The 26008-nt window shown below is 48.5% G+C and carries 24 protein-coding genes; 23 read left to right on the top strand and 1 reads right to left on the bottom strand.

From position 1 onward, the window contains the following. Positions 1-23: 23 nt before the first annotated feature. The 20 genes from C3B52_RS13995 (at position 24) to C3B52_RS13900 (ending at position 21111) form a co-directional block, all read left to right on the top strand. Positions 24-911, top strand: a complete 888-nt coding sequence (locus C3B52_RS13995) for an RNA polymerase sigma-70 factor (protein WP_103106699.1) — start codon at positions 24-26, stop codon at positions 909-911. After that, a complete protein-coding gene (locus C3B52_RS13990) occupies positions 908-1630 on the top strand; it encodes a VOC family protein (protein ID WP_103106698.1) in 723 nt (240 codons plus the stop codon). Before C3B52_RS13995 ends, C3B52_RS13990 begins: the two co-directional genes overlap by 4 nt. Before the next feature lie 15 nt (positions 1631-1645). Then, positions 1646-2059: a DUF6220 domain-containing protein gene (locus C3B52_RS13985; RefSeq protein WP_103106697.1), complete on the top strand. Its 414-nt coding sequence runs from the start codon at positions 1646-1648 to the stop codon at positions 2057-2059. A 306-nt stretch (positions 2060-2365) separates the two neighbouring features. Next, positions 2366-2863 carry a thiol peroxidase gene (tpx, locus tag C3B52_RS13980; protein ID WP_103106696.1) on the top strand — a complete coding sequence of 166 codons (498 nt, stop codon included), beginning with the start codon at positions 2366-2368 and terminating at the stop codon, positions 2861-2863. 114 nt (positions 2864-2977) lie between these two features. Beyond that, positions 2978-3355, top strand: a complete 378-nt coding sequence (locus C3B52_RS13975; protein WP_103106695.1) for a RidA family protein — start codon at positions 2978-2980, stop codon at positions 3353-3355. A 101-nt stretch (positions 3356-3456) separates the two neighbouring features. Further along, a complete protein-coding gene (locus C3B52_RS13970) occupies positions 3457-4281 on the top strand; it encodes a transketolase (protein ID WP_103106694.1) in 825 nt (274 codons plus the stop codon). Continuing rightward, a complete protein-coding gene (locus C3B52_RS13965; protein WP_103106693.1) occupies positions 4282-5226 on the top strand; it encodes a transketolase family protein in 945 nt (314 codons plus the stop codon). A 13-nt stretch (positions 5227-5239) separates the two neighbouring features. Continuing rightward, the gene (locus C3B52_RS13960; RefSeq protein ID WP_103106692.1) at positions 5240-6676 is read left to right on the top strand and encodes a four-carbon acid sugar kinase family protein; all 1437 of its coding nucleotides are present in this window, start codon (positions 5240-5242) and stop codon (positions 6674-6676) included. 28 nt (positions 6677-6704) lie between these two features. After that, complete coding sequence (locus C3B52_RS13955) at positions 6705-8432, top strand: thiamine pyrophosphate-binding protein (protein WP_103106691.1); 1728 nt, start codon at positions 6705-6707, stop codon at positions 8430-8432. Between the two features lie 85 nt (positions 8433-8517). Continuing rightward, positions 8518-9429 carry a sugar phosphate isomerase/epimerase family protein gene (locus C3B52_RS13950; protein WP_103106690.1) on the top strand — a complete coding sequence of 304 codons (912 nt, stop codon included), beginning with the start codon at positions 8518-8520 and terminating at the stop codon, positions 9427-9429. A gap of 49 nt (positions 9430-9478) precedes the next feature. Beyond that, positions 9479-10342, top strand: coding sequence for a class II fructose-1,6-bisphosphate aldolase (gene fba, locus C3B52_RS13945; protein WP_103106689.1), 864 nt, complete (start codon positions 9479-9481; stop codon positions 10340-10342). Positions 10343-10514: 172 nt separating this feature from the next. Further along, entirely contained in the window at positions 10515-11750 is a 1236-nt protein-coding gene (locus C3B52_RS13940; protein WP_103106688.1) for an allantoate amidohydrolase, read from the top strand. A 40-nt stretch (positions 11751-11790) separates the two neighbouring features. Beyond that, on the top strand, positions 11791-13056 hold the full coding sequence (locus C3B52_RS13935; RefSeq protein ID WP_103106687.1) for an ArgE/DapE family deacylase: 1266 nt from the start codon (positions 11791-11793) through the stop codon (positions 13054-13056). Between the two features lie 144 nt (positions 13057-13200). Next, positions 13201-14598: an allantoinase AllB gene (gene allB / locus C3B52_RS13930; protein ID WP_103106686.1), complete on the top strand. Its 1398-nt coding sequence runs from the start codon at positions 13201-13203 to the stop codon at positions 14596-14598. Positions 14599-14790: 192 nt separating this feature from the next. Continuing rightward, on the top strand, positions 14791-16185 hold the full coding sequence (locus C3B52_RS13925) for an NCS1 family transporter (protein ID WP_103106685.1): 1395 nt from the start codon (positions 14791-14793) through the stop codon (positions 16183-16185). 137 nt (positions 16186-16322) lie between these two features. Beyond that, positions 16323-17525, top strand: a complete 1203-nt coding sequence (locus C3B52_RS13920; RefSeq protein WP_103106684.1) for a M20 family metallopeptidase — start codon at positions 16323-16325, stop codon at positions 17523-17525. Positions 17526-17543: 18 nt separating this feature from the next. Continuing rightward, entirely contained in the window at positions 17544-17741 is a 198-nt protein-coding gene (locus C3B52_RS13915; protein WP_103106683.1) for a DUF3311 domain-containing protein, read from the top strand. Beyond that, on the top strand, positions 17741-19216 hold the full coding sequence (locus C3B52_RS13910) for a sodium:solute symporter family protein (protein WP_103106682.1): 1476 nt from the start codon (positions 17741-17743) through the stop codon (positions 19214-19216). Before C3B52_RS13915 ends, C3B52_RS13910 begins: the two co-directional genes overlap by 1 nt. 258 nt (positions 19217-19474) lie before the next feature. Next, positions 19475-20161, top strand: coding sequence for a GntR family transcriptional regulator (locus C3B52_RS13905; protein ID WP_103106681.1), 687 nt, complete (start codon positions 19475-19477; stop codon positions 20159-20161). A 182-nt stretch (positions 20162-20343) separates the two neighbouring features. Then, a complete protein-coding gene (locus tag C3B52_RS13900; protein ID WP_103106680.1) occupies positions 20344-21111 on the top strand; it encodes an IclR family transcriptional regulator in 768 nt (255 codons plus the stop codon). A gap of 60 nt (positions 21112-21171) precedes the next feature. Here C3B52_RS13900 and C3B52_RS13895 read toward each other — a convergent pair whose 3' ends face one another. Continuing rightward, on the bottom strand, positions 21172-21963 hold the full coding sequence (locus tag C3B52_RS13895; RefSeq protein WP_201264886.1) for an SDR family NAD(P)-dependent oxidoreductase: 792 nt from the start codon (positions 21961-21963) through the stop codon (positions 21172-21174). A 331-nt stretch (positions 21964-22294) separates the two neighbouring features. Here C3B52_RS13895 and C3B52_RS13890 point away from each other — a divergent pair, with 331 nt between their 5' ends. The 3 genes from C3B52_RS13890 (at position 22295) to C3B52_RS13880 (ending at position 26007) form a co-directional block, all read left to right on the top strand. Then, the gene (locus C3B52_RS13890; RefSeq protein WP_103106679.1) at positions 22295-23344 is read left to right on the top strand and encodes an ornithine cyclodeaminase family protein; all 1050 of its coding nucleotides are present in this window, start codon (positions 22295-22297) and stop codon (positions 23342-23344) included. A gap of 33 nt (positions 23345-23377) precedes the next feature. Continuing rightward, entirely contained in the window at positions 23378-24508 is a 1131-nt protein-coding gene (locus tag C3B52_RS13885) for an aminotransferase (protein WP_103106678.1), read from the top strand. Between the two features lie 83 nt (positions 24509-24591). Next, on the top strand, positions 24592-26007 hold the full coding sequence (locus tag C3B52_RS13880) for a YfcC family protein (RefSeq protein ID WP_103106677.1): 1416 nt from the start codon (positions 24592-24594) through the stop codon (positions 26005-26007). Position 26008: the final 1 nt, after the last annotated feature.

Here is a 26008-nt window from a genome sequence, read left to right as displayed (position 1 = left end):
ACTATTTCGGAAAGGAGGTCTGTATGGACACAGAACAACTATATCAAACTTATCGGATGTTATTGTTCTCACTGGCGTATCGAATGTTGGGAAGCGTCATGGATGCGGAAGACATCGTACAGGATGCTTTCCTGGCGATGAACCAATTGCCTTCGGACGCAAATATCCGGAACGTAAAGGCATACTTGTGCAAAATCGTAACAAACCGTTGCCTGAACCTGTTGCAATCGTCCGCGAAACAACGGGAAGTTTACGTGGGGACCTGGCTGCCGGAGCCCCTCGTGCATCTTGAAGGCGTAAGCTTGGACCCTTCTGAAATTTATCAACAAAGGGAAACGATCTCAACGGCCTGTTTGATGCTTCTGCAACAGCTAAGCGCGGTCGAGCGGGCAGTGTTTCTCCTGCGGGAAATGTTTCAATATCCGTATGACGAGATTGCCAACATGGTGGGGAAAAGCAGCTTCAATTGCAGGCAAATTTTCCATCGGGCCAAGAAAGGTATCCGCCATGAACCGCTGGACATAAGAGCGAGCACTGTTACGGAGAAGCAAGTGCAGCAATTCATCCAAAGCGTGATTGCCGGCGATGCGAACCGCTTGTTGCAGTTGCTGTCTCCTGACGTCGTCCATTATACAGATGGAGGTGGCAAGGCGCCGGCTGCACAGCAGCCCGTCGTCGGAGCGAAGCGAGTCATTCCGTTTTATATGCAATGGATGGATTGGTTCCGGAGTCCTGATAGCCACTATTCCTATATAATCACTACGGTGAACGGAAGCCCGGGAATCGTAATGATGATCGGCGGACGCATTGCTTACGTTTACTCGTTCGAGGCTTTGGACAATAGGATTCATTCCATCTATGCAGTTGCAAATCCTGACAAACTCAAGTATCTGGAGGAGGCTGTAAGATGAGAATCATCGAACTGGAACTGAGAACCTCCCATTTAGCTGAAATGAAGGTGTTCTACACAGAAAGACTTGGATTTGTTTTAGCAGATATAACGGAACATTCAATCACGATCGTTGCCGGGGCAACGCGATTGACTTTCGTTCACGAGGAGGAGGGTAGCATACTGCCGTCCTACCATTTGGCAATGAATATCCCCGAGAACCAAATTCATGAAGCGAAAAGTTGGCTTCTGGCCAAAGGCTGTCAGGTGCTTTCCGCTGCGCCCCTTCCGTACACAGGAATTCAGGCAAACGAAGATATCGCTTATTTCGAAGGAATGGATGCGCATGCCTTCTATTTCGAAGATCCTTCGGGGAATCTGGTGGAGCTCATCGCTCGGCATCGGATGGACAATGCCTCAACAAAGCCGTTTGATCACGAATCCATTCTGAATGTCAGCGAGATCGGCTTTCCGCTTCGCGGCAGCGTATCGGAGGCAATTCAGCGACTAGATTCTCGATTTGACGTCACGCCTTATAACGGGGACGGAAGGACGTTTCAGATGCTCGGTGACGAGCACGGAATGTTCATCCTGGGGGATATGGCCATCGGGTGGTATCCTTCGATGAAGATTCCGGAAGTTCACCCTATTCGAATGACGATTCTCGATCCAAAAGTAGGGGAGTTTCAATTGGATCCGTACCCCTACTTCATTCGCGCTGTTTCCGAAAGGCAAGTCTAAGGGAGGATTTAAAAGATGGAAGTACGCAAAATGACCGAAAACCGCTCTTCGCTGCCGGTAGCCGCTCAATACGCGCGGCTAGGTTTTAGAAAATTGAACGTGCTTTTTTCGATCTGCATCGCGGTACAGGTGTTCTTGGCTGGAATTGCGCTGTTCCTAGATTCGACTCAATGGGGGCTGCACGGTAATTTCGCCATGTACTTCGCGCCTATCCCCGTATTGTTATTTATATTGTCTTTTCCGGCCATACTGCCCAAGGGCATAAAAATTAAGAGTTTGGTGCTGATCGGCCTAACCCTTTTGATTTTCGCGACGGCTGTCTTCTCGGAAGAAATTGGATTCGTGGCAGCGGCACATCCCGTCATCTCGCTAGGCTTGCTCTTGAACGCGATGTTGATTATGAGGGAAATGACGAAAACGAAAGAATAGATGAGTGGAGACAGCGTTTGAAATCTAGTAAACATGATTTTCAAGGAAATTTATAGGCCACCCTGTAAGGGATGGCCTCAATTTCACCATCTTCTTCAGCTACATAAAAGCTATCGGAAATTATCTCAATGCGCTTTTCAATGGCTACAAGGTGAGGTAAATCTTCTATTTTTGCATAGGGTTATATTCCTTTGTCACAAAATGGTTGTGAAGGACAAGAGGGATGTGATATAAAAGAGGTGAGTTCATTTAAGAAACGATATTTCTTATTAAGAAACAAACTCAAAATGAAGGAGGCTTGTAAAAATGGCTCAAGTAGCTTTCAAAGGAAATCCGGTCACACTTGTAGGGCAGGAAGTAAAGGCAGGTCAGCAAGCACCAAGCTTTACCGTACTGGATCATGATCTATCTCCGGTTTCGCTGGAGGATTCCAAAGGCACCGTTCGCATCATCAGTGTCGTTCCTTCCGTTGACACGCCTGTGTGTGACCAGCAGACGCGCCGATTTAATCAAGAGGCTGCGAATCTGAAAGATGTTACCGTATTAACAATCAGTGTGGATTTGCCATTTGCCCAAAAACGGTGGTGCGGCGCAGCAGGTATCGATCAGGTGCAGACTTTGTCGGATTATCGTGATCTATCATTTGGAAAAGCATATGGGGTTGTCATCGAGGAGCTGCGCTTGCTCACACGGGCAATTTTTGTGATCGACAAGAATAATAAAGTGGTTCATGCTGAATATGTATCAGAAGTAACCGAACATCCTGATTATGAAGCAGCGATACAGGTGGCAATAAAAAACTGAAAATTTAATTTTTTGTATCTTGAAAAGCGCTGTCAGAGTTGATACAATCGCTATAAAATAGAAACATTGTTTCGTAATAAGGAACAAAAGTAGTAAAGGGAGGAGACGATCGAGATGGAGATGATTCGCACGCCGAAAGCACCGCAGCCGAATCTCCCTTATTCACAAGCGGTGAAGATTGACAATCTGGTCTATACTTCCGGGACACTTCCGTTCAGACCAGATGGGACTTTTGTGGAGGGAACCTTCGAAGATCAATTGCATCAAGTATTTGCCAACCTACAAGCCGTTCTTGAAGCGGCAGGTACCAGCTTGCAGCATGTGGTGAAAACGACCGTTTTCTTAAAAGACATGAATGATTTTGCAAAGCTCAATGAAATTTACGGCAGATATTTTACAGCGCATCTTCCGGCTCGTTCTACGGTGGAAGTCGCTCGCTTGCCAAAAGACGCTTGGGTGGAAATAGAGCTAATAGCAGCTGTTCGTGAGTAGATATTTTTTTAATCATTAAACGAAACGACGTTTCTTAATAAGAAACAATTGGAGTGCTTGCCCATATCACAAAGGAGAGTTCGAAGAAGGAGGGAGCCGCTATGGCTTTAAGTCGGGAAAAGCTGGCGCACTATCAGGAATTATCGAAAACCATTCGCAGGCACATTGTCAAAATGACCAATCATGCGGGGAGTGGACATCCTGGCGGTTCGTTGTCAGCAACTGAACTTCTGACCGTACTGTTTTTTGAGCACATGAATGTCGATCCAAAAAATCCGCAATGGGCTGATAGGGATTGCTTCTTTTTATCAAAAGGTCATTGTACGCCAGTTTATTATTCTGTACTGGCTGAGAAAGGTTTTTTTCCGGTGGAAGAGCTAATGACCTTCCGCGATGTGGATGGACGCTTGCATGGGCATCCGTGCAGCGAGCATTGTCCGGGAGTTGATATTTCCTCGGGCTCGCTCGGTCAGGGACTGTCTGTAGCGAATGGAGTTGCTTTGGCAGCAAAGCTGGATGGCAGTAATCGCCGCTCCTACGTCATGATCGGTGACGGAGAGCTGCAGGAAGGCCAAGTATGGGAAGCGGCGATGACTACGCCTCATTACAAGCTGGATAACGTTTGTGCCATCATCGACTGGAACAAGATTCAGTTGGACGATTATGTGGACAATGTAAAAGGCGTCGGTGATCTGGTTGGTAAATGGAAGTCGTTTGGCTGGCATGTGATCGAAATCGATGGACATGAGCTGGATCAGGTGGACGATGCTCTGCGACAAGCCAAAGAGGTAAAAGGCAAGCCAACTGCGATTTTGGCTCATACGATCAAGGGCAAAGGGATTTCCTTTATGGAAAATACACATAAGTGGCACGGGTTGGCGCCAAGCAATGAGGAACTGGAATTCGCGTTGAAGGAGCTGGTATAAATGACGCTGCTAAAAGCACCTCGTGAAGGATATAGTGCCGCTCTGATTCGTTTAGGCGAAAGGCACAAAGAGCTGGTCGTTCTAGACGCCGATTGTGCGAAATCGAATATGACCAATTTGTTTAAAGATAAATTTCCAGAACGTTTTTTCAATATTGGTATTTCGGAATGCGATTTGGTAGGGACAGCAGCAGGGTTTGCGATTGCTGGAAAAATTCCTTTTGCGAATGCCTATGCCAACTTTTTAACGGGCCGCGCTTACGATCAAATGAGGATTTCCGTCTGCTACGCCAACAATAATGCCAAAATCGTCGGACATAATGCGGGAACCTCTGCTGCACAGGAGGGGGCCACCCATCTTCCGTTGGAGGACATATCGCTGATGCGCTCATTGCCGCGGATGACCGTACTGGTCCCAGCCGACTCGGTCGAAATGGAAAAGGCAGTCGAAGCTGCCTTTCATTTTGAGGGTCCAGTCTATTTGCGCGTAGGCAAGCTGCCCGTGCCGATTGTCACAAAGTCCGAGGAGCCGTTCCAAATTGGAAAGGCGAAACGCTATCTTGAGGGCTCGGATGTGTCTCTCATTAGTACGGGCATGATGTTGAGTGAAGTGTTAAAAGCGGCAGAGCAGCTGCGAGATCGGGGCGTCAGTACCGAGGTAATCCACGTTCATACAATCAAGCCGATCGATGTAGAGGCGATCGTACAGTCCGCGGCCAAAACGAGCAAGGTTGTCACTGTCGAGGAGCATTCGATTGTAGGCGGACTGGGGAGCGCTGTTGCGGAGGTACTCGCTGAGCATCAGCCGACTCAACTGCGGCGTGTCGGGACCAAGGATCGCTTCGGTGTTTCTGGAAAAATGGATGAGCTGCTTGATTTCTTCGGATTGCGGGCGGCCAACATTGTGGAAACGGTCGAAGAGCTTTTAGACAGAGTCAAATTGTAGGGGGGATGTCTCTATGAATCCACCATCCACGCCCATAACGTTTGAAGCCATACGCAGCGACCTCCCGCCAGTCAGACAGGAGCATGGTCTGCGTCAACAAATCCAGGACAGATGGAAGCAAACCGGGCATAAATTGATTGTTCTCGATGATGATCCTACGGGAGTTCAAACCGTACACGATGTATACGTCATTACAGACTGGAGCAAGGAATGGATTCGCCAAGGCTTGGCGGATGATCGTCATGTCCTCTACATTTTGACGAATACGAGAAGCTATCAGCCCGAGAAGGCGGCAGAGATCAACCGCGAGATCATGTACAATCTGGTGGAGGCTGCGCAGGAAATGGCTATCGATTTTTCTGTGATTAGCCGTGGGGATTCTACGCTGCGTGGGCATTATCCGTTGGAGGTTCAGGTACTGCAAAACGAATTGTCCCGAGAGGCCGGGTGGGAGTTTGACGGTCATCTGATCATACCTGCCTTTATGGAGGGCGGGCGCTACACGATTAATGATACTCACTACCTGCTGGATGGCGACACGCTTGTTCCCGTACATGAAACGGAGTTTGCTAGGGACGTGGTCTTCGGCTTTTCCAATGCGCATCTCCCTAGCTGGGTGATTGAAAAAGGCGGAGCTGATGCCAGCGATCCGATCCAGACGATTTCGCTTGCGGACATTCGTGAGGGCGGTGTCGTTCGGGTACATTCCAAGCTGCTTGCGACACATGGAAATGCACCGATTATCGTCAATGCAGCTTCGTATGAGGACCTCGATATTTTGTCCGTCGCTCTGATTCGAGCAATGGAAATGGGCAAAAGGTTTTTGTTCCGCACCGCAGCTTCCTTTGTCAAATCGTTTGCAGGAATCGAGGACCGGCCTTTCCTGACTGCCCGGGAAATGATGTCGGCAACTGGCCAAAATCACGGCGGACTGATCATCGTCGGTTCGCACACGAAAAAAACGACAGAGCAGCTCCAGGAGCTCATCTCCCGGTTCCAGATTCAAACGATTGAGATACGTGTAGCTGAACTATTAGATGAAGCTTCGCGAAAAGGGGAATTGGCACGGGTGCGCGATCAGGTAGAAGAAGCAATGGCAAGCGGGCAGGACACGGTTATGTACACAAGCAGAGAAGTCGTGACGGCCAAGGACAAATCGGACAATTTGACGATTAGTCAAACGATCTCGAACAGTCTGGCGGAGGTAGTCAGCAGTCTGCGTGTGACGCCAAAATTCATCGTAGCCAAAGGAGGCATTACCTCCAGTGATATTGCAACCAAAGGCTTGGCGATCAAAAAAGCAAAGGTGCTCGGTCAGGCTGCACCTGGAATCCCTGTCTGGCTAACCGGGTCAGAAGCACATCTTCCCCATACACCCTACATCGTTTTTCCAGGAAACGTAGGGAATCGATCCACCTTGGCAGAGATCATCGGCACGATCAAAATTTAGGAACGAATGAAGAAAGAGGGGCATGATCATGGCATTGCAAAAAATGACGGTAGCAGAAGCAATTGCGCTTTATTTAAAGAAAAAAGGAGTCGAGCACGTATACGGTGTTCCGGGTGTTGCGATTCTTCCATTATATGATGCGATTCGCGAATTGACGGACATCCAATCGTATGTTGTTCGACATGAACAAACAGCTGCTTTCATGGCCGATTCATACTCCCGAGCGACTGGAAAGGTGGGCGTTTGTGCAGCCACATCCGGGCCGGGTGGAACCAATTTTATCACGGGTCTTTACGGAGCCTACATGGACTCGGTACCGATGATTGCCTTTACAGGTCAAGTGGCGACTCATCTGATCGGTACACAATCGTTTCAGGAAGTGCCAGTTACCGAAATCGCGCGGCCCGTCTGCAAGGAAGTTTATCTGATGAACGATGCGGCTACAACGGTCCAACGGTTCCATGAAGCGTGGGAGACGGCAACGACCGGGAAAAAAGGTCCCGTATTGATCGACCTTTGTGTAGATGTACAAAAGACAGAGGTAGAGGTGGACTTGGATGCTTTCGTCAGCGTACAGGAACAATTGCCACAAGCGACGGATGAAGATATTGCCAAAACAATCGAGCTGTTGAAAGAAGCCAAGAAGCCAGTACTGATCTCTGGTGGCGGTGTAAACCTGGCTAATGCGACTGCTGAATTGAAAGAGCTGGCAGAAACCTTGCAAATTCCGGTCGTTACATCAGTGATGGGGATCGATACTTTCCCGAACGATCATCCATTGTTTGCAGGACGGATGGGCACGATGCTCAACACGCCGCTTGGAAACAAAACGATTTTGGAAGCTGACCTCGTGATCAACCTGGGGGGACGTTTCGGAGATCGAAGCATTGGAAACTTCGAAGAGTTCAAGCAAAATACGAAGATCGTTCACGTCAATCTCGATAAAAAGCAAATCGGCAAATATTTGGAGACAGAGGTAGCGGTAATCGCTGACGTTAAATCGTACATGGTGAAGCTCGCTGCTACAATCAAGGATTTGACAAAGGATGTAGCTGCTGCGGCGTTGGAGATCAAGCAGCTCGATTTAACCGAAGAGCGCAATCGCCTTGCGCGCAAGACGGATTTTGACAACGATCTGATCAAGCCACAGCGTGCTTTGCGTGAGCTTCGCGAATTTTTGGACCGAGACGCTTTTGTTTCGCATGACTGCGGGATCAGCCAAATCTGGTCATGCCAATTGTTCGAAACATATGTCCCGCGCTCCTATCTCATCACAGGAGGAGCAGGTACGATGGGCTGGGGGCTGGGAGCAGCGATGGCAGCAAAGCTAGCTTTTCCAAAGCGTCAAAGTGTAAACATTGTAGGTGACGGCAGTTTGGGGATGTCCCTGCAGGATTTGGCTACAGCCGCCAAGTTCAATATCCCTATCATCGTATTCGTCATGAACAACTCCTTGCTCGGTCTGATTCGCCAGCAGCAAAACTGGTGGTATGACGAGCGCCGCATTTCTACCGACCTGATTTATACGAATGAGCTTTGCGAAAATGGCGACCGTGGCATCGATTTCGTCAAAACAGCGGAAGGAATGGGCGTTCGTGGCGAGCTTGTTACGGATTGGAGAGAGATCAAGCCTGCTCTTGCACGCGCAGTAGAGCTCGGCAAGCCTTATCTCATCGAAGTGATCGTCGACCCAGCAGCAGAATGCGGCTTCTCGCCAAATGGAAGACTATCGACCGTTGATTATAGCGTCAACTAACTCGATGCTTTTGGGAGCAAAGACGAATCTTTCTCCTCTCGTCGTGAGGGGAGAAAGATATCCAGAAAGGAGCAGGGAAGGATAGATGAAAACAGATCTCCAGCATTACATGCAGGTAGGTATTGTTCATTTCATGGCGTATCCCCAAACAATCGGTGGAGAGGGACCGATTGTAGAGACGGTTAACAAAATCATTACGGATGATTTCTTTTCCGCGATTGAAATTACGCGAATCAACGACAGTGAGCAGCGAAAGCAAGTCGCGCAGATGCTGGAATCGGGCAGAATCACAACAGGCTTCGGTGCACAACCGATATTGCTCGGAAATAAAGCGGACTTGAATTCGTTTGACGAAGAGAAAAGACGCTTTGCAATCGATTTAATCAAAGGCGCGATCGATCAAGCGCATGAGCTGAATGCCGGGAAGCTCGGCTTGCTGAGCGGTCCCAAGCCCGACCAGAATGAAGAGAAGGCAGTGGCACTTTTGATTGATTCGTTGAAAGAGATTTGCCAGTATGCGAGAGCAAAAGGAAATCTGTCCATCTCATTGGAAACGTTCGACGATGCGACTGATAAAAAATGCTTGGTCGGACCAAATCGCTTGGCAGTAGAAGTAGCCAAGGAAGTACGCAAAACAGATGCGAATTTTGGCTTGATGCTCGATCTGAGCCATTTGCCCATGCAGCGTGAAACGTCGCGGGATGCGCTTTACACAGCTCGCGATTACATCAATCATGCCCATATTGGCAATTGCTATATTAAAAATCCAACCGATCCTGCCTATGGCGATGTACATCCGCGATTTGGCTATCCAGGGTCTGAAAACGACGTGGATGAATTGGTGGAATATTTGAAAATATTGCTGGAGATTGGTTACATCGGCGAAGGCTCGGAAAATGTGGTGGCTTTCGAAGTGAAGCCAGTTGGCATAGAATCGTCTGATATCGTTGTTGCCCAGTCCAAGCGTACGCTTCGAAAAGCGTGGAGCAAGCTGTAGCAGTCTCTTAACATCTTTTTGCGCATGGGGCAAGAGGAGATAGGTATGTATGCAAATCGTTTCGATGAAAAACATGCTGCATGCAGCAAAAGAGCGGCAATATGCAGTCGGTCAGTTTAATGTAAACAGCTTGGAGTTCGCACAAGCCTTTTTGCTTGCGGCAAAGGAAGAGAGCTCGCCGGTCATCCTCGGTATTACGGAAGCAGCGGTTCGTCATTTGGGAGGCTTTGCACTCGTTGCCTCGATCGTCCGGGAACTGATCAAAGCGTACGAGGTTACGGTTCCCGTCGCACTTCATCTGGATCATAGCTCTTCCTTTGAAGCATGTGTCAAAGCGATCCAGGCAGGATTTTCCTCTGTCATGATTGATGGGTCCCATTTGCCACTGGAAAAGAATATCGAGCTGACGCAAAAAGTGGCCGCGGTTGCCCGCTCGCTCGGCGTATCCGTTGAGGCAGAGCTCGGACGTATAACAGGGGAAGAGGATGGAATCGTTGTTGATGAGTCGCTGGGGACATTTGCTGCTGCAAAAGACTGTGAGCGATTCATGCTCGAAACGCAGATCGATTGCTTGGCACCGGCACTTGGGTCTGTACACGGGCTGTACAAGGGTGAGCCCAGGCTCCAATTTGATCTTCTGGCAGATATCGTACGCTTGACCCAGGCACCTTGTGCTCTCCATGGAGGTACAGGTATCCCGACCCGCGATATCCAAAAAGCAATTGGGCTTGGCATCACGAAAATCAACGTCAATACCGAAAACCAGATAGTGTACACGGCAGCGCTTAGACGCGTACTGGTGGGAGCAGCGAATGCCTATGAGGTGCAAAAGTATGCAAGACAGGCAGTAGACGCTGTCAGGGCTAGCGTAAAGCAAAAAATGCGCGAGTTTGGTTCCTCTCAACAAGCGTAAAAAAAGCATCTGGAAGTAGAAATAAAAATATTGAAAATTGTATAAATTCAAACTATAGTTTCGGTATGGATATAACAGTGTATACAATCATAAATCGTATTGTATACAACGAGGGATTCATCAGGCTGTGCAAGGGCTGTTTTCTCTGATTGGTAGGGAAGGAGGAGAGCAGATGCAAGTGATGCAGCAAAGCGTGAGCGCACAGAGAATCGCCCAGCGTATTGAAGAATTGGCAGCATGCAGTACGACTGTACGAGGCGTAACGCGACTTTCGTTTACTAAAGAAAGCGAGACGGCAAACGAGCTCGTCAGCCAATGGATGAGAGAGGCAGGAATGATAGTTCGCCGTGATGAACTAGGCAATCTGATTGGCAGATACGAAGGAACACAACCCGATGCTCCTGCACTGCTGATCGGTTCCCATCTTGATTCGGTCGTCGAAGCTGGGAAGTATGACGGAATTCTCGGAGTCCTCTCAGGCATCGAGGTCGTCCAGACGCTGCACGAGCACCAATATCGACCGCGGCATCCTATCGAGGTGATTGGCTTTTGTGACGAGGAAGGGACCCGGTTTCATACGACTTTGCTGGGTAGCAAGGCATTATCCGGTGATTTGCGAGCGGAGGATTTACAGGCAAAGGATGAACAAGGGATTACCGTAGCTGCCGCCATGCAAGAGCTGGGGCTGGAGCCGTCCCGCTATCATTTGGCTGCACGTGACCCGAAGACGATCCTCGGCTATATCGAGCTGCATATCGAGCAGGGACCGGTTCTGGAACAGGAGATGCAAGCCTGTGGTGCTGTCTCGGGGATCGCAGGAGCAGCACGGTATCACTTTCGTGTAGAAGGAAACGCGGGTCATGCAGGGACTGTCCCGATCTCGATGCGCAAGGACGCACTGGTAGGAACGAGCGAAATGATCCTGGCGATGGAAAAGGCTGCGCAAAAATATCAGAATCTTGTGGTAACGGTCGGCAAATTGTCCGTTGCTCCTGGAGCGAGCAATGTCATTCCAGGTGTTGTCGAGGGGACGCTGGACATACGGCATATCGAAGATCAAACCAAAAAGATGGCTCTCGCGGACATTTTGGAGGAATGCAGGCGCATTTTAGCGAGGCGCGGATTGGTTGGGGAGTTTTCGCAGATTATGGATTCTCCCGCTGTAGCTTGCTCACAGCGTTTTATCAATGAGATTGAAACTGTTCTGGCAGAGAGCGGGATGAAACCGATTCAGATCGTGAGCGGTGCAGGGCATGACGCAATGGCAGTTGCTTCGATCACCGATATCGGAATGATTTTCGTCAGATGCAGGGATGGGGTAAGCCATCATCCAGATGAGTTTGTGACGGTAGCGGATATGCAAGCAGGGGCTTCGGTCCTGTTGAACGTGGTACTCAGGCTGACGTAGGTGAGGGCTTGAAAAATGAAGATAAAGGAGTTGCCAGTACATGAGCACTGCAAATCAAGGAACGCTGAATTCATCGAAACAGGAAGTACTTCAATGGATAGAAGCACATACAGACCATCTGATTTCTTTTTTGCAGGAATTGGTAGCGATTCCATCAGATAATCCACCAGGGGACTGCTACAACATCGCGACCCACATCGAAAAACGTCTTTCAGACTTCCGCTTTGAAGATGTATCGCTGCTTCCAGTAGAGCCGGAAGCCGTAAAAGCCAATGGCATGATACGAGTGGCCAATGTTGTCTCCACTACGAGCTTTGGAGATGGAGCAGGACCTACGATCGCCCTCAATTCACACGGGGATGTCGTCGCTCCGGGGCTTGGCTGGACGTATGATCCTTATGGCGGGCAAATTGTCGACGGCAAAATTTATGGTCGCGGAGCAGCGGTATCCAAGTCCGATATTGCCACCTATACATTTGCGGTGATGGCGCTTCGGCAGGTGGCTGAACAATTGTCCGGTAAAGTTTCGCTCGCATTTACCTTCGACGAGGAGGTAGGCGGCATCATCGGGCCGAAGTGGCTGCTGGAAAAAGGCCATATCGCACCGGACATGGCAATAGCAGCGGGCTTCACACACTCGATTGTCAATGCACATAATGGCTGCCTCCATCTGGAGATTAAGCTCAAAGGGAAATCGGCACACGCAGCTGCGCCGGAGACAGGCTATGACGCCATCGAAGCGATGACGGGCGTACTTGCTGCCTTGTACGAGTATCGCAGAACCTTGCGGGGAGTCTCCTCCAAGGTGCCAGGAATCGGCACGCCAAATATGGTTGTCGGTCTGATTTCGGGTGGCATCAATACAAACGTTGTGCCAGATGAATGCACGATTCGTATCGACCGCAGACTCATCCCGGAAGAAGATGGAGAGCAAGTCGAAGCAGAGCTGCGCCGCCTGGTAGAACAAACAGCAAGCGAATATATCGGCATCGAAGCGGCGGTTGAGCGTATCCTTTTGGCAAAAAGCTTTGGCCCTGTTCCAGAGGATACGGCACTCATCCAAACACTCGGAGCAAACTGGAAGGAAATCATGGACGGAGAGCTTACCGTTCACGGTGTGCCACTCTATGCAGATGCCAGACTTTTCGCAGAAGCCGGGATTCCGACCGTCATGTTTGGAGCGGGACCGCGCACCTTGCTGGAAGCAAACGGCCACCGTGCTGATGAGCATGTGAAAATTGACGATTTGGTCAAAGCAACGAAGATCGTCGCACTCACACTCTATGATCTGTTAAACAACAAGTAAATTCATCCAAGGGGTTCTCGTACCGCTTGACCGATAAGCGCATACATCGATATCGCAAAGGTCAAGCGGTCTTCTTTTACCAAAACGGGAGAGCGCTTTAGAAAATGGGAGGTAAAAAACAAAAACTAGGGGAGGTAAGGGTGTATGGTTTATGATCTCATTATTAAAGGTGGGAACGTCGTTTTTCGTGATGAAGTGAAGAAGGTAGACATCGGCGTGCGAGATGGGAAAATCTCCGCGATTGCCGAAAGTTTGGAAGCGATTGCAATCGAGGTAGTGGATGCCACTGGCCAATACGTGATGCCAGGAATGATTGACACACATGTACACATTTGCGAGCCGGGACGAACCGAGTGGGAAGGCTTTGTTATCGGGACCAAAGCACTCGCAGCAGGCGGGACCACCTCATACGTGGATATGCCGTTGAATGCCCTGCCCGCCACGACTACCAAGCAAGCACTGGAGGCAAAAAGGAGGGCGGCCGAAGGTAAAAATTACGTCGACTATTACTTCTACGGAGGATTGGTACCAGGAAATCTGGATAACCTGCAGGAGCTGTCCGATGAAGGGGTCGTCGCCTACAAATGCTTCATGGCATCCTGCGGCACAGACTTGCCTGACGATTTCAAAAATGTGGATGATTACACGCTTTATGCCGGAATGAAAAAAATAGCTCAGCTCGGTCATGTGTTATCGATCCACGCTGAGAATCCCCAAATTACGGATCGCCTCGCAGAAGAAAAGATCAAGCAAGGAAAGCTGACAGCGACCGATTACGTAGAATCACGTCCCATCATCTCCGAAGTAGAAGCTGTCAAGCGCGCCCTGCAATTGGGGAGAGAGACAGGATGCAAACTGCATTTTGTCCATATCAGCAGTGCAGAAGCCGTGGAGGTCATCATTTCGGCACGCAAGGAAGGTCAGGATGTAACCCTAGAATCATGCCCGCATTACTTCACGATTACGACCAGCCAGTTTGAAGCGATTGGCCCACTGGCAAAATGTTCTCCGCCTTTGCGCGATGAGCGAGAACAAGAAAAACTGTGGGAAGTACTAAAGCAAGGCAAGATCGATATGCTCACCTCTGATCATTCTCCGTGCCCACCAGCAATGAAGCACAGTGATACAAACAATATTTTCGAAGTGTGGGGTGGCATTTCCGGCTGCCAGAACAACGTCGACCTCATGTTTGATGAAGCTGTAAAAAAACGCAATGTCCCCGTCACAGAATTTGTTCGAATGATTGCAACGAAGCCGGCAGAACGGTTCCAGCTGAAGTCAAAGGGTGAAATCGCGATCTTTAAAGATGCAGACATCATTCTCGTAGATCCAAATCAGTCGTATACGGTAGCAGCAGAAGATTTGTATTATCGTCATAAACAAAGCCCCTACACAGGTAGAACCATCAACTGCCGCGTCACAAAAACATTTGTACGAGGTCATCTAGTCTTTGATCTTCCACAAGGGATTGTCAGTGAACCGATCGGACAGCTCCTCTCCCATCCCAAAACTTCTCAAAACAACTTCGCCCAAGCACAATGAGTAACAGGCCCTTTTTGATTGAGGAGCCCGGGACTCTTCCCGGGTTACCATCAGCTTATCGTTCGTAAATCACTTGCGCAAAAAGAGCAAAGCAAAAATGCCGTGTCATCCTGTAAAAAAGCGAATCTTCACTAGAAACATTGTTTCTTATTGCGGAACAAGAACCGATAACAAAAAGGAGCTGGGCGAATTATGTCAACCAATGTGGAAAGCTTATTGGCGACGGAAACACAGATCCAACAGAACACGGGTCTGGATGAATCGTTAAATCCGAAAAAAGACGATGCCCGAACCGTACGGCCACTCGATTACATTTTTATGTGGATTGGCGATGGTGTGAATCTAGGCAACATGACACTCGGTGCCAGCTTGATTGTTGCGGGGATTGCTACGTTGAATATCGTGCAAACCATGGCCGCCACAATCATCGCGATCGGGATCATTTCCATCATTTTCGCCCTGAACGATCGACTCGGTTACAGAACGGGAATCCCTTATGTTGTGCAGCTCAGGATGTCATTTGGGCTAAAAGGCTCCGTCATCTCCTCACTGATGCGTGGTATACCTGCGATTGTCTGGTACGGCTTTCAGAGCTGGATAGGGGGCACGGCGCTAAACGAAATCGCCAAGATTGTAACGGGTGGAGCCTTTGATAGTGTCGCGATTTGCTTCGTTGTCCTCCAGCTTGTGCAAATCGGGTTGTCTCTGTACGGATTTCATGCAATCAAATGGGTGGAAGCGCTTACGTCAATCGTGATTATGCTCGCCCTTCTATACGTATTCGGTGTTCTGCTTACCTCCCATAGTGCTGTGATTGCAGAAAAATGGGTTCATACTGAAGGGACGTGGGGCTTGCCGTTCTTTGCATTCATTATGGTATTTATGGGGAATTACGCAGCTATCTTTTTGAGTGCCGCAGACTATTCGAGAGAGCTGAAAACAGGCATCAGTGACGCGAAGCGCGGATTCTTGTACTTCCTGCCGATTTTAATCGCGTACGGCTTTACCCTCACCATCGGGGGCATGCTAGCTTCCGCAACGGGCATTTCCAATCCAGTCAAGGCATTTGCACTCGTGGTTGATAACTCATACATTACTATTTTTGTATCTGCATTTATTGTCATGGGCGTGGTAGCAGTCAACATGGTTGCCAACATCATTCCGCCAGCCTATGTCATTACGCTGCTGACCAAAGTCAAATTCAAGCCAGCGGTAATCATCACGGGCTTGCTCGCGCTCTGCTCATTCCCGTGGGTGCTGGTGCAGGATTCTTCTGCAGAAGGTCTGAACCTGTTCATTCTGATTTACTCTGCCTTTTTAGGACCGATCGTCTCCATCCTTCTCGTCGAATACTACATCTTACGGAGGCAAGAAGTGAACATCTCGGAATTGTACAAGGAAGACGGTCCATTTGCAGGGTATAACCCAAACGCTATGCTCGCAATGTTTATCGGTGCCGGAGCAGCAATCGTAAAAGTGGAGCTGGCGTGGATTGTTGGTTTTGTTGTGGCGGGGATTGCCTATATTCTTCTGACCAAATACGCCTTTAAAGATTCGAAATTCAGAAAAGGTACGATCTTCGAGTAAAGCAGCGTTTGAGAAAGAGAGAAACAGGAGTGGGGAGATCCGTCTGAGCATTTCCCGTGGATTTTAGAAAAGGCAGATGACAAACGCACCCGGGTCCGAGAAAGATATCCCCGGGCAAGTAAAAGGAGGAGAACGAAATGACAGCAACAGAAACACTTAATAAAGAAGCAGAAGAGTTGAAGGAACAGGTAATCTCGTGGAGACGCTATTTGCACCAAAATCCAGAGCTTTCCTTCCGTGAAGAAAAGACAGCCCAGTTTGTATATGAAACTCTCGTCTCTTTTGGGAATTTGGCAGTAAGTCGACCGACCGAAAAAAGTGTTATGGCGCGTCTGATCGGTTCAGAGCCTGGTACAGTGCTAGCCATGCGAGCTGACATGGATGCTCTTCCTATCATGGAAGAAAACACGTTTGACTTCGTCTCAAAAAATCCCGGCGTGATGCACGCATGTGGCCACGATGGACATACGGCCATGTTGCTTGGTGCCGCGAAGCTTCTGTCCAGCAAGAAAGATCAGATCAAAGGGGAAGTACGCTTTTTGTTCCAGCACGCGGAAGAGGTAGTTCCTGGCGGTGCAGAGGAGATGGTCCAGGCAGGGGTGATGGATGGCGTCGATATGGTAATTGGTACGCATTTGTGGTCGACGATGGAATTTGGTACAGTCGGGATTTGCTCAGGTCCGATGATGGCTGCAACGGATACCTTTTGGCTGACTGTAATTGGAAAAGGTGGACATGCCGCATTGCCGCATGAAACCATTGACAGCATCGCCATTGCAGCTTTAGTCGTAACCAGTCTGCAGCATATCGTATCCCGCAATGCCGATCCGCTGGACAATCTGGTTCTCTCTGTTACGCAGTTTATTGGAGGTACCACACACAACGTTATCCCGGATGCTGTAGAGATTTGCGGTACAGTTCGCAGCTTTGACAAGGACCTGCGTGCAGCCGTTCCTGGCCTGATGGAGCGTGTGATTAAAGGAATTACAGAGGCACATGGTGCTTCTTACGAATTCAAATACGAGTTTGGCAACTATCCTGTGATCAATGACCCCGAAGTAACGAAATTAATAGAAGAAGTAGTGGTGGAGACTTTAGGACAAGAATGGGTGGAGCACATGCGTCCAATCATGGGTGGCGAAGACTTCTCTGCCTTCCAGCAAAAGGCGCCGGGATGCTTCTTCTTCGTGCCTGCTGGAAACAAGGAAAAAGGCATTACGTATCCACATCACCATCCGCGCTTTACAGTGGACGAAGATGCACTGGAAGTGGGCGTGAAGATGTTTGTCAATGCAGCGAGAAAGATCGTGATGGAAAACAAGGAGAACTGTGAAAGATAAAATTTGGGGGAGATATCTATGAAGCTAATCCATTTTTTAGCGATGCTGCCGTTTATCGGCATATTGGGCTGTATAGGATTTGTCAATAAGGTTACACCATTTGTTGCAGGACTGCCGTTCATTCTGTTTTGGATTGTCTTGTGGGTCGTACTGACATCGATCATCATGGGCATTATCTACAAGCTGGACCCGGCGAATAAGGAGGGCGAGGTATAATGGGCGTAGCTTTATTCATAATATTCGGTTTTCTTATATTTTCTCTTCTTCTAGGCATCTTGGCACGCAAAGGAAAGGACATGAACCTGGAGCAGTGGACAGTGGGGGGCCGCGGTTTCGGTACCATTTTTATCTTCCTACTCATGGCAGGCGAGATTTACACTACATTCACCTTCCTAGGCGGTAGCGGTTGGGCCTACGGAAAGGGCGGTCCCGCGTTTTATATTCTGGGGTACGGCTGTCTGGCCTATATCATCTCGTATTGGTTGTTGCCTGCCATTTGGCGCTATGCAAAAGAAAACAACTTGATGTCCCAATCTGACTTTTTCGTTAGTAAGTACAAAAGCCCTTATCTCGGTGTACTCGTTTCGCTGGTAGGGGTATTAGCATTGATTCCTTATCTCGTACTGCAATTAAAAGGTTTGGGTCTAATCGTATCAGAAGCCTCCTATGGGAGCATTTCTTCGACCGCAGCGATCTGGATCGGAACGATGGCTGTTACCGTTTATGTCACGATTTCCGGGATTCATGGATCGGCTTGGACGGCTGTGGTAAAAGATATCACCATACTAGGTGTCGTCGTCTTCCTCGGTATATATCTGCCTTACCATTACTATGGCAGCATCGGCGAGATGTTCCAAGCGATTGAGACGGTAAAACCGGGATTCCTCGCCTTACCGGACAAGGGATTGAGCCCGTCTTGGTTTGTCTCAACGGTACTCCTTACAGCAATTGGGTTTTATGCTTGGCCTCATACCTTTGGTTCGATTTACTCCGCACAAAACGAAAAAGTGTTCCGCAAGAATGCCTTCATCATGCCCATGTATCAATTAGTGCTCTTGTTCGTCTTTTTCGTCGGATTCGCGGCTATCATGCAAGTCCCTGGTCTAAAAGGAGCGGAAGGCGACCTATCACTCTTGCGTCTCTCTATCCAAACCTTTGATCCGTGGTTCGTCGGTATCATCGGCGCGGCCGGTCTTTTGACTGCCATCGTACCGGGATCGATGATGCTGATGTCGGCATCGACTCTTTTGGCCAAAAATGTGTACAAGGTAATCGTTCCAAACACGACGGATGCACAAGTCTCCAGGCTGGCGAGATATCTCGTACCTGTGGTGGCCTTGATCTCCCTCTATTTCACATTTGAGGGCGGCGACACGCTCGTGACCTTGCTCTTGATGGGTTACAGTCTCGTGACGCAATTATGCCCGTCATTGGTGTTCAGCTTGATGAAACGAAATTTTGTCACGAAACAGGGTGCAGCAGCAGGAATCATTGCTGGTGTGTCTATGGTAGCTTACGTTACGATCAGCAATACTACAATCGGGACACTGTTCCCATTGTTGCCGCAGTCCATCCAGGATTTGAACCAGGGTATTATCGCCCTGGTAATCAATGTGGTGGTGATGACCATTGTCAGTTTGATAACGAAGGATAATGTTTCGATAGTCGACAGACAATCACGCGTGGCTTAGTCATAACGCACAAGATGAAAAGAGCCTCTGCCCAAAACTGTTTCCGCGTTTGATCTGGGGATATCTAGAAATTTTCAAGCTAATCAGCAAAGGAGTATTCAGCCTGTCAAAAGTGCTGAATACTCCTTCTTTTAAATAGATGGTAATTGCGGGTCTGTTCTGAATGTTTATGCAAATGAAAACCTTTGATGTTATAATGTACTAATGTCGTCGTTGCCTTGCTTAATACACGAAGGATGAATAGAGAGGGTCCAACCAATGATCCAATCCAATGAAACCGACATTTATAAAACGATAAAACAAGCGATCCTGCAGCAAAAGCTCAGGCCTAACATGCAGTTGGTAGAGGATGTCATTGCAGAGTCGTTTGGCGTTAGTCGTACCCCTGTCCGAAACGTACTGCGGCGTCTCGCGTACGAAAAATTGGTGACGATTATTCCGCACAAAGGAACGTTTGTCTCATGTCCGGCAGTTACGGATGCCAAGGAAGTTTTCGAAATGCGTCGGGTGTTGGAAGCAGCAGCAATCCGACAGGCCTGCAAGCTTGCGGATGTGGAGCATCTCGATCGGCTATGTGCCCTGATTGAAGAAGAGCACGAGGCGCATGTACAAGGTGATATGTTTGGCGTATTACAAATTTCCGGGGATTTCCATTTGAAGATAGCAGAGATCGCAGGGAATTCCTACTACCTGCGTTATTTGGAAGAACTGATCTCCTTGACCTATGTCATTATTGCTTTTTACGGTTACAAGCAATTAATGTACTGCAGCTCAGACGAGCACACACAAATTTTGGAAGCGATTCGAATAAGAGACGAGGCGGTTGCCGAGCAGCTTATCGTCCAACATCTCACATTGATCGAGCAGTCTCTGGATTTTGATGAAGCCGAGAATATGCCTACCTCGTTAGTCGATATTTTCAAAGAGGTCAGGTCACCCTCGTAGATGTGGGGAATGTCAATGCCGAATCATCCATCCCCTTCTTTTGGACTGAAAAAAGTGAAGGGGATTTCCCGTTCCGGCTTAAGGACGAATGCTATCCGTCCTTAAGATTCTTTCGTTGTATGTTATAGTAGGAGTAGATTGTTACCGTTTTTTCTCACTAATAGATTTGGGGTGTCTCCACTATGTCGAGTGATAACTTGGTTAAATCTCTTGATCGAGCCTTGCAGATATTTGAAGTACTTGGCTCTCGCAGGGGAGGATATGGCGTAACAGAAATATCCAAAGAGATCGGGTTGAACAAAACATCGGTTTATCGCATGCTGTCTACCTTTGTTCGGCATGGCTATGTTGAACAGGATGCAGAAACCGAGAAATATAAATTAGGCTATAAAGTATTGGAATTGAGCTCGGCTTTGCTCGACTCTATCGATTTGCGAACAGAGGCGAAGCCATTTTTAAAAGAGCTCGGGAATGTGACAAACGAAGTGATTCACCTCGTTGTCTATGATCGTGGCGAGGTCGTCTATATTGAAAAGCTCGAAGGAAACGAAACGCTGCGCATGCACTCCAAGGTCGGTACACGGGCTCCCATGCACTGCACAGGTGTTGGGAAAGTGATTATGGCGTACTTGCCGTCGTCAGAAGTAACCAAAATAATCGATCGACAGCCTATGGAGCCGTATACCGTTCATACGATTGTCGATAAAGATGTTTTACTAGATGCACTCAAAGAAATTAAAAGCAACGGGTTTGCGTATGACCTGGAAGAAAATGAAATGGGCATTTCCTGTATTGCCGCTCCGATTTTCGAGCATAACGGGAAGGTTGTTGCAGCAGTGAGTATTTCTGGACCTACGATGCGTATGACAGCAGAGAGGTTGGAAGAATTGCAGGAGCATATTGTAGGCATTGCCAAGAAGATATCAGGGCGACTAGGGTACAGAGAATAACAAAAAAAGCAGTGCACACATGCATGGGGCGATGTGTTCACTGCTTTTTGAACGTTTGCTTTAAATAAACATACCGCCATCGACAACTATGTTCTGGCCAGTTACAAAGCGAGCGTGAGCGAGTAAGGAATAGATGACTTCAGATACGTCCTCAGGTGAAGCAACTCTTCCCAATGGTGTTCCTTCGGCAAGACGCTCTACATGCTCATCCTGACCTTCTACCCAACGGGTTTGGACGACGCCTGGGGAAACGCAGTTTACTCTAACTTCGGGTGCCATGACTCTAGCCAGCGATTTCGTGACGCTGATGGCTGCAGCCTTGGACGCCGCATAAGCGATGGAGCTGCCGAGCCCAGTCATGCCTGCGATCGAGGTAATGTTTATGATACAGCCCTTTTGCTTTCTCAGCTCGTCAGCTGCTGCCCGGCAGCAATGAAACATCCCCTTTACATTGACATCCATGACTTTGTCCCAGTATTCATCCTTTAGTCCTTCCAGGTCGCGATGGTCAACAAAAGTAGTGACACCTGCGTTATTGATCAAAATATCTAAGCGTCCAAACGTCTTGATGGTTTCTTTCACCATGAGACGGACAGCCTCATCATCTGCTACATCCGCTTGGTATAACAGACTTTGAACCCCGAGAGCCTCTACCTCTTTTTGCGTCTCACGCGCCTCTTGCTCTGATCTGGAATAATTAATCGTGATATGTACGCCTTCCTTTGCCAAGCGCAAGGCTGTAGCACGTCCGATTCCAGTACCTGCGCCTGTAATCAAGGCCACTTTTCCTTTTAACAATGAAATCCCCACCTTTTCTTTAGTGAACGTAAACGTATTGGAGTGAATATACATGGTCTTCCTTCCCAGCAGAGGTCTCGGCGGCATTTTTTTGTACGAACTTTCTGATTATTGGTGTTGCCCGAAGCCCTTTTCACTGCGTACGACCTGGATATTCACCAAAAAAGAAATGCATTTTTGTTTCGTATTGCGAAAATAAGTTTCTTTTTTAAGGAAAATAGTAACAAACGAGGAACAGAAGTTCAATGCTTTTTCGCGAAAAGCCCATGATCTGACGTGGATTTGGAGGCTTTACTTTTCTTAATACTAACTATTGGAACTTTCAATTTTTTAGTGACAGAAAACTGTGTTAGTGTGAAGGAAATCGAGGGGAGGAGCGAGACACATGTTTCCATTTCGCGTAATCAATCAGGAAACTACCGAAGACGTACTGGATATGGCCAGTGTGATCGAAGTGGTAGAGCAGGCCTATCAAATGAAGTCAGATCAGCAGGCGACATTGTTCCCACTCATCTTTCATGAATTCGTAGAGGGCAGGGCCGACATGGATATTAAATCAGGCCATTTGCCAGCAGCAGATGTGTTTGGGCTCAAGCTCGTCTCATGGTTTGGAGACAACGCAGAAAAAGGGTTGCCACAGCTGGTCGGAACTGTCATGGTATTGGATAGTCAGACGGGTGTTCCTCTCGGGATTTTGAGCGGGGAGCACATCACCTGCATGCGTACGGGAGCAGCAGGCGGAATTGGCGCCAAATATTTGGCACGTCCAGAATCAGAAAACCTCCTCATCGTGGGTACGGGTCATCAGGCACCTTTTCAAATCATGGCGACGCTCATGGCCATGGAGCATATTAAACGAGTCTATATTTGCCATCCGAAATCAGGAGAAAAAGCACGCAGCTTTACAGCGCAGATCAAGGACAAGCTTCTTAAAAAGTTCGTCTCGAAGTATACAGGAGATGAATACGAGCGTTATGCGAGTCGCTGCGATGTAGAATTTATCGCGGTGGAAAATATCGAGGATGCCGTCAGACAAGCAGATATCATCATTACAGCTACTCCTTCCCGCGAGCCGATGATTCAAAAGGATTGGGTAAAACCAGGTACACACATCACATGTATCGGTGCAGATATGGAAGGAAAGCAGGAGATTGATGAGCACCTGTTTGCAGCAGGGCGTGTCTTCGTGGATGATGTCGGGCAGGCTGTTCGTGTAGGAGAAACAGAGGTTCCGATCAAAAAAGGAGTCATCACCGAAGCAGACATCGTTGGGGAAATCGGCAACGTGATCCTGGGGCGTGTTCCCGGTAGAAATACAGCAGAGGAAATTACGATCTTTGACAGTACAGGTATCGCTATTCAGGATTTGCTGACGGCTACCCATATTTTGAAAGTGGCAGATAAACGCGGCGTTGGAACGATTGTTGATCTGTAAAAGGAAATGTATGCGTAAAGGAGAGAACGAGCGATGAGAATTGCCCCTTTTAAAGTAGAAGAATGGATGAATGAATACGAGCTTGAGGCTGTCTACAATATTGCTGAGACATGTGTAGACTCTCTGACAGTCGAGGAGCTGATTCGTCTTTCTGCTGAGCCAGAAGACTTTTTCAAAGAGATGGCAGCGCAGAAGCTGACGTATGGTCACATCGAGGGCTCCCCGGAATTCCGCAGCCTCGTGGCAGGCATGTACAAGACGATGAAGCCAGAGAACATTTTGGCGATGAATGGGGCGATCGGAGCCAATTTCCTTACCTTGTTCTCGCTTGTCCAGCCAGGGGACGAGGTCATTACGGTTCATCCTACCTACCAGCAAATCTACTCCGTGCCTGAATCGTTTGGCGCACAAGTAAAGCTGCTCAGATTGCTTCCAGAGAATGAGTTTTTACCTGACCTCGATGAGCTGCGCTCGCTCGTTACAGACAAGACCAAGCTGATTTGCATTAACAACCCGAACAATCCATCAGGTGCGCTGATGAACGAAGCGATTCTCCGTGAAATCGTAGAGATTGCCCGCTCTGTAGATGCCTATCTGCTATGTGACGAGGTCTATCGCAATTTGCACCAAGATCCGGAGATTACAGTTCCTTCGATTGTGGATCTGTACGACAAAGGAATTGCGACAAGCAGTATGTCTAAAGTATTTTCTCTCGCGGGCCTTCGTCTGGGCTGGATCGCCGCGCCTGTAGATGTGATCAAAAACTGCTTCCAGCATCGTGACTACACAACCATCAGCTGCGGGATGCTTGACGATATGCTGGCCGTACATGCCTTGAAAAACCGCGACAAAATCATGGAGCGCAACCTGAAGATCGTACGTGATAACCTACAAATTTTAGATGAATGGGTAATAAGCGAGCCGCTGGTTTCTTACGTGAAGCCACAGGCGGGAACAACCGCGATGCTGAAATACGAGCTGGATATTCCGTCAGAAGCATTTTGCATCGATTTGTTCCGGTCAACCGGAGCGTTTTTGACACCGGGTAGCTGCTTTGACATGGAGGGCTGGGTCCGAATCGGATATGCCTGCTCTACAGAGGTACTGAAGGCTGGCTTGGAAAAGGTATCTGAGTTTCTCGCTACACAAAAAGTAACGCAATAGGCTCGGGCAGGCAGAGTCTCCTTCAAGTGATGGAGGAGACTTCTCTCCCGATCATCTGATCTGATACCAAATGGGGGGTTATCATGAGTCAGTTACATGTGGACGTGCAGCCGAAAAAGCAGAAAAAGCTATGGGATATCAACGTGTTTGCCTTGCTCTTTGTCGTTCTTGCAATTGCAGTTGTACTTACGTATTTACTGCCTGCTGGTGAATATGGAAGAGTAGAAGTAAATGGAAGAAACGTGATTGACCCAGCTACCTTTCAATTCATAGAAGCTTCTCCAGTAAAGCCGCTGGGACTGGTCAACAGTGTGCATACCGGCTTGGTTGAAGCCTCTGGAGTCATCTTTTTCGTTCTTATAATTGGCGGAACATTCGGAATTATAACGGCTACTGGCGCGATTGAAGCACTCATCGTCACTCTATCCAAGCTATTGCGAAATCAAGAAAAATGGCTGATTCCAATCATGATGCTGTTTTTTGCCGCTGGAGGCTCCCTCATGGGTATGGCCGAGGAGACGCTGCCTTATATCGCAATCATGATTCCACTGGCGATCGCACTTGGCTTTGATGCAATTACGGGTGCGGCGATCGTTTTGGTAGGAGCGTCTGTCGGTTTTACGTCGGCGCTTATGAATCCGTTTACAGTGGGAGTTGCCCAAGGAATCGCTGAATTACCTCCCTTCTCCGGCATGGGCTATCGCATTGCTGTATTTGTCGTGATGTACATCGTTTCTACCGCCTTTATTTTGCGGTATGCATCAAAAGTGAAAAAGGATCGTTCAGCTGGCTTCTTTGGTCTGTTCGAAGGAAAAAGCACGAGTGAGCTTTTGCGCGAGGATATTCAATTAACGGTCAGGCACAAATGGATCTTATCCTTGTTTGTCCTAAACTTCGGTGTTCTGGTTTTTGGGGTGATCGAGTATGGCTGGTATTTGACTGAGCTATCCGGACTCTTCCTGTTACTCGGGATCATCATCGGCTTCACAGGAAAGCTTAGCGTCAATCATATCGTAGACGCTTTCATGAAAGGGGCAGCCGGGCTGATTGCCGGAGCGTTGGTCATCGGAGTCGCGCGGGCTGTCGTGGTTGTCCTCAATGATGGTCATATTCTCGATACGATTCTGTATTATTCCGCAGGGGTGCTAAATCAGCTGCCGAGCACCTTTACGGCTCTCGGGATGCTCGTCTTGCAAACAATCATCAGCTTTATCGTTCCGTCTGGCAGTGGAATGGCTGCACTGACCATGCCGATCATGGCGCCTTTGGCAGAGCTTGTCGGGGTGACGCGCCAGACAGCGGTGCTCGCCTATCAGTTCGGGGATGGAATCTCGAATATTTTTATCCCGACCTCCGGTTATTTTATGGCTGGACTGGCGCTGGCAGGCATTCCGTGGACCCGCTGGATGAAGTGGATTTTCCCGCTGATTATGATGCAATACGCTGTTGCGGCTGTTGCGGTGTTTGTTGCGCATCTGATCGGGTACGGACCATTTTGAT

The organism is Brevibacillus reuszeri (genome assembly GCF_002897295.1).
In the GTDB taxonomy this organism is placed as follows: Bacteria; Bacillota; Bacilli; order Brevibacillales; family Brevibacillaceae; genus Brevibacillus; species Brevibacillus reuszeri_A.
This window is presented reverse-complemented; position numbering and strand designations above follow the sequence as displayed.

Bases quoted from the DNA above. Each gene is read 5' to 3' on its own strand.
- C3B52_RS13880 (WP_103106677.1), top strand. From the start codon at position 24,592: ATGAGTCAGTTACATGTGGACGTGCAGCCGAAAAAGCAGAAAAAGCTA.
- C3B52_RS13920 (WP_103106684.1), top strand. From the start codon at position 16,323: ATGACAGCAACAGAAACACTTAATAAAGAAGCAGAAGAGTTGAAGGAA.
- C3B52_RS13910 (WP_103106682.1), top strand. From the start codon at position 17,741: ATGGGCGTAGCTTTATTCATAATATTCGGTTTTCTTATATTTTCTCTT.
- C3B52_RS13995 (WP_103106699.1), top strand. From the start codon at position 24: ATGGACACAGAACAACTATATCAAACTTATCGGATGTTATTGTTCTCA.
- fba (WP_103106689.1), top strand. From the start codon at position 9,479: ATGCAAATCGTTTCGATGAAAAACATGCTGCATGCAGCAAAAGAGCGG.
- C3B52_RS13975 (WP_103106695.1), top strand. From the start codon at position 2,978: ATGGAGATGATTCGCACGCCGAAAGCACCGCAGCCGAATCTCCCTTAT.
- C3B52_RS13955 (WP_103106691.1), top strand. From the start codon at position 6,705: ATGGCATTGCAAAAAATGACGGTAGCAGAAGCAATTGCGCTTTATTTA.
- C3B52_RS13915 (WP_103106683.1), top strand. From the start codon at position 17,544: ATGAAGCTAATCCATTTTTTAGCGATGCTGCCGTTTATCGGCATATTG.
- allB (WP_103106686.1), top strand. From the start codon at position 13,201: ATGGTTTATGATCTCATTATTAAAGGTGGGAACGTCGTTTTTCGTGAT.
- C3B52_RS13900 (WP_103106680.1), top strand. From the start codon at position 20,344: ATGTCGAGTGATAACTTGGTTAAATCTCTTGATCGAGCCTTGCAGATA.
- tpx (WP_103106696.1), top strand. From the start codon at position 2,366: ATGGCTCAAGTAGCTTTCAAAGGAAATCCGGTCACACTTGTAGGGCAG.
- C3B52_RS13935 (WP_103106687.1), top strand. From the start codon at position 11,791: ATGAGCACTGCAAATCAAGGAACGCTGAATTCATCGAAACAGGAAGTA.
- C3B52_RS13905 (WP_103106681.1), top strand. From the start codon at position 19,475: ATGATCCAATCCAATGAAACCGACATTTATAAAACGATAAAACAAGCG.
- C3B52_RS13940 (WP_103106688.1), top strand. From the start codon at position 10,515: ATGCAAGTGATGCAGCAAAGCGTGAGCGCACAGAGAATCGCCCAGCGT.
- C3B52_RS13890 (WP_103106679.1), top strand. From the start codon at position 22,295: ATGTTTCCATTTCGCGTAATCAATCAGGAAACTACCGAAGACGTACTG.
- C3B52_RS13965 (WP_103106693.1), top strand. From the start codon at position 4,282: ATGACGCTGCTAAAAGCACCTCGTGAAGGATATAGTGCCGCTCTGATT.
- C3B52_RS13990 (WP_103106698.1), top strand. From the start codon at position 908: ATGAGAATCATCGAACTGGAACTGAGAACCTCCCATTTAGCTGAAATG.
- C3B52_RS13970 (WP_103106694.1), top strand. From the start codon at position 3,457: ATGGCTTTAAGTCGGGAAAAGCTGGCGCACTATCAGGAATTATCGAAA.
- C3B52_RS13885 (WP_103106678.1), top strand. From the start codon at position 23,378: ATGAGAATTGCCCCTTTTAAAGTAGAAGAATGGATGAATGAATACGAG.
- C3B52_RS13985 (WP_103106697.1), top strand. From the start codon at position 1,646: ATGGAAGTACGCAAAATGACCGAAAACCGCTCTTCGCTGCCGGTAGCC.
- C3B52_RS13950 (WP_103106690.1), top strand. From the start codon at position 8,518: ATGAAAACAGATCTCCAGCATTACATGCAGGTAGGTATTGTTCATTTC.
- C3B52_RS13960 (WP_103106692.1), top strand. From the start codon at position 5,240: ATGAATCCACCATCCACGCCCATAACGTTTGAAGCCATACGCAGCGAC.
- C3B52_RS13895 (WP_201264886.1), bottom strand. From the start codon at position 21,963: ATGTATATTCACTCCAATACGTTTACGTTCACTAAAGAAAAGGTGGGG.
- C3B52_RS13925 (WP_103106685.1), top strand. From the start codon at position 14,791: ATGTCAACCAATGTGGAAAGCTTATTGGCGACGGAAACACAGATCCAA.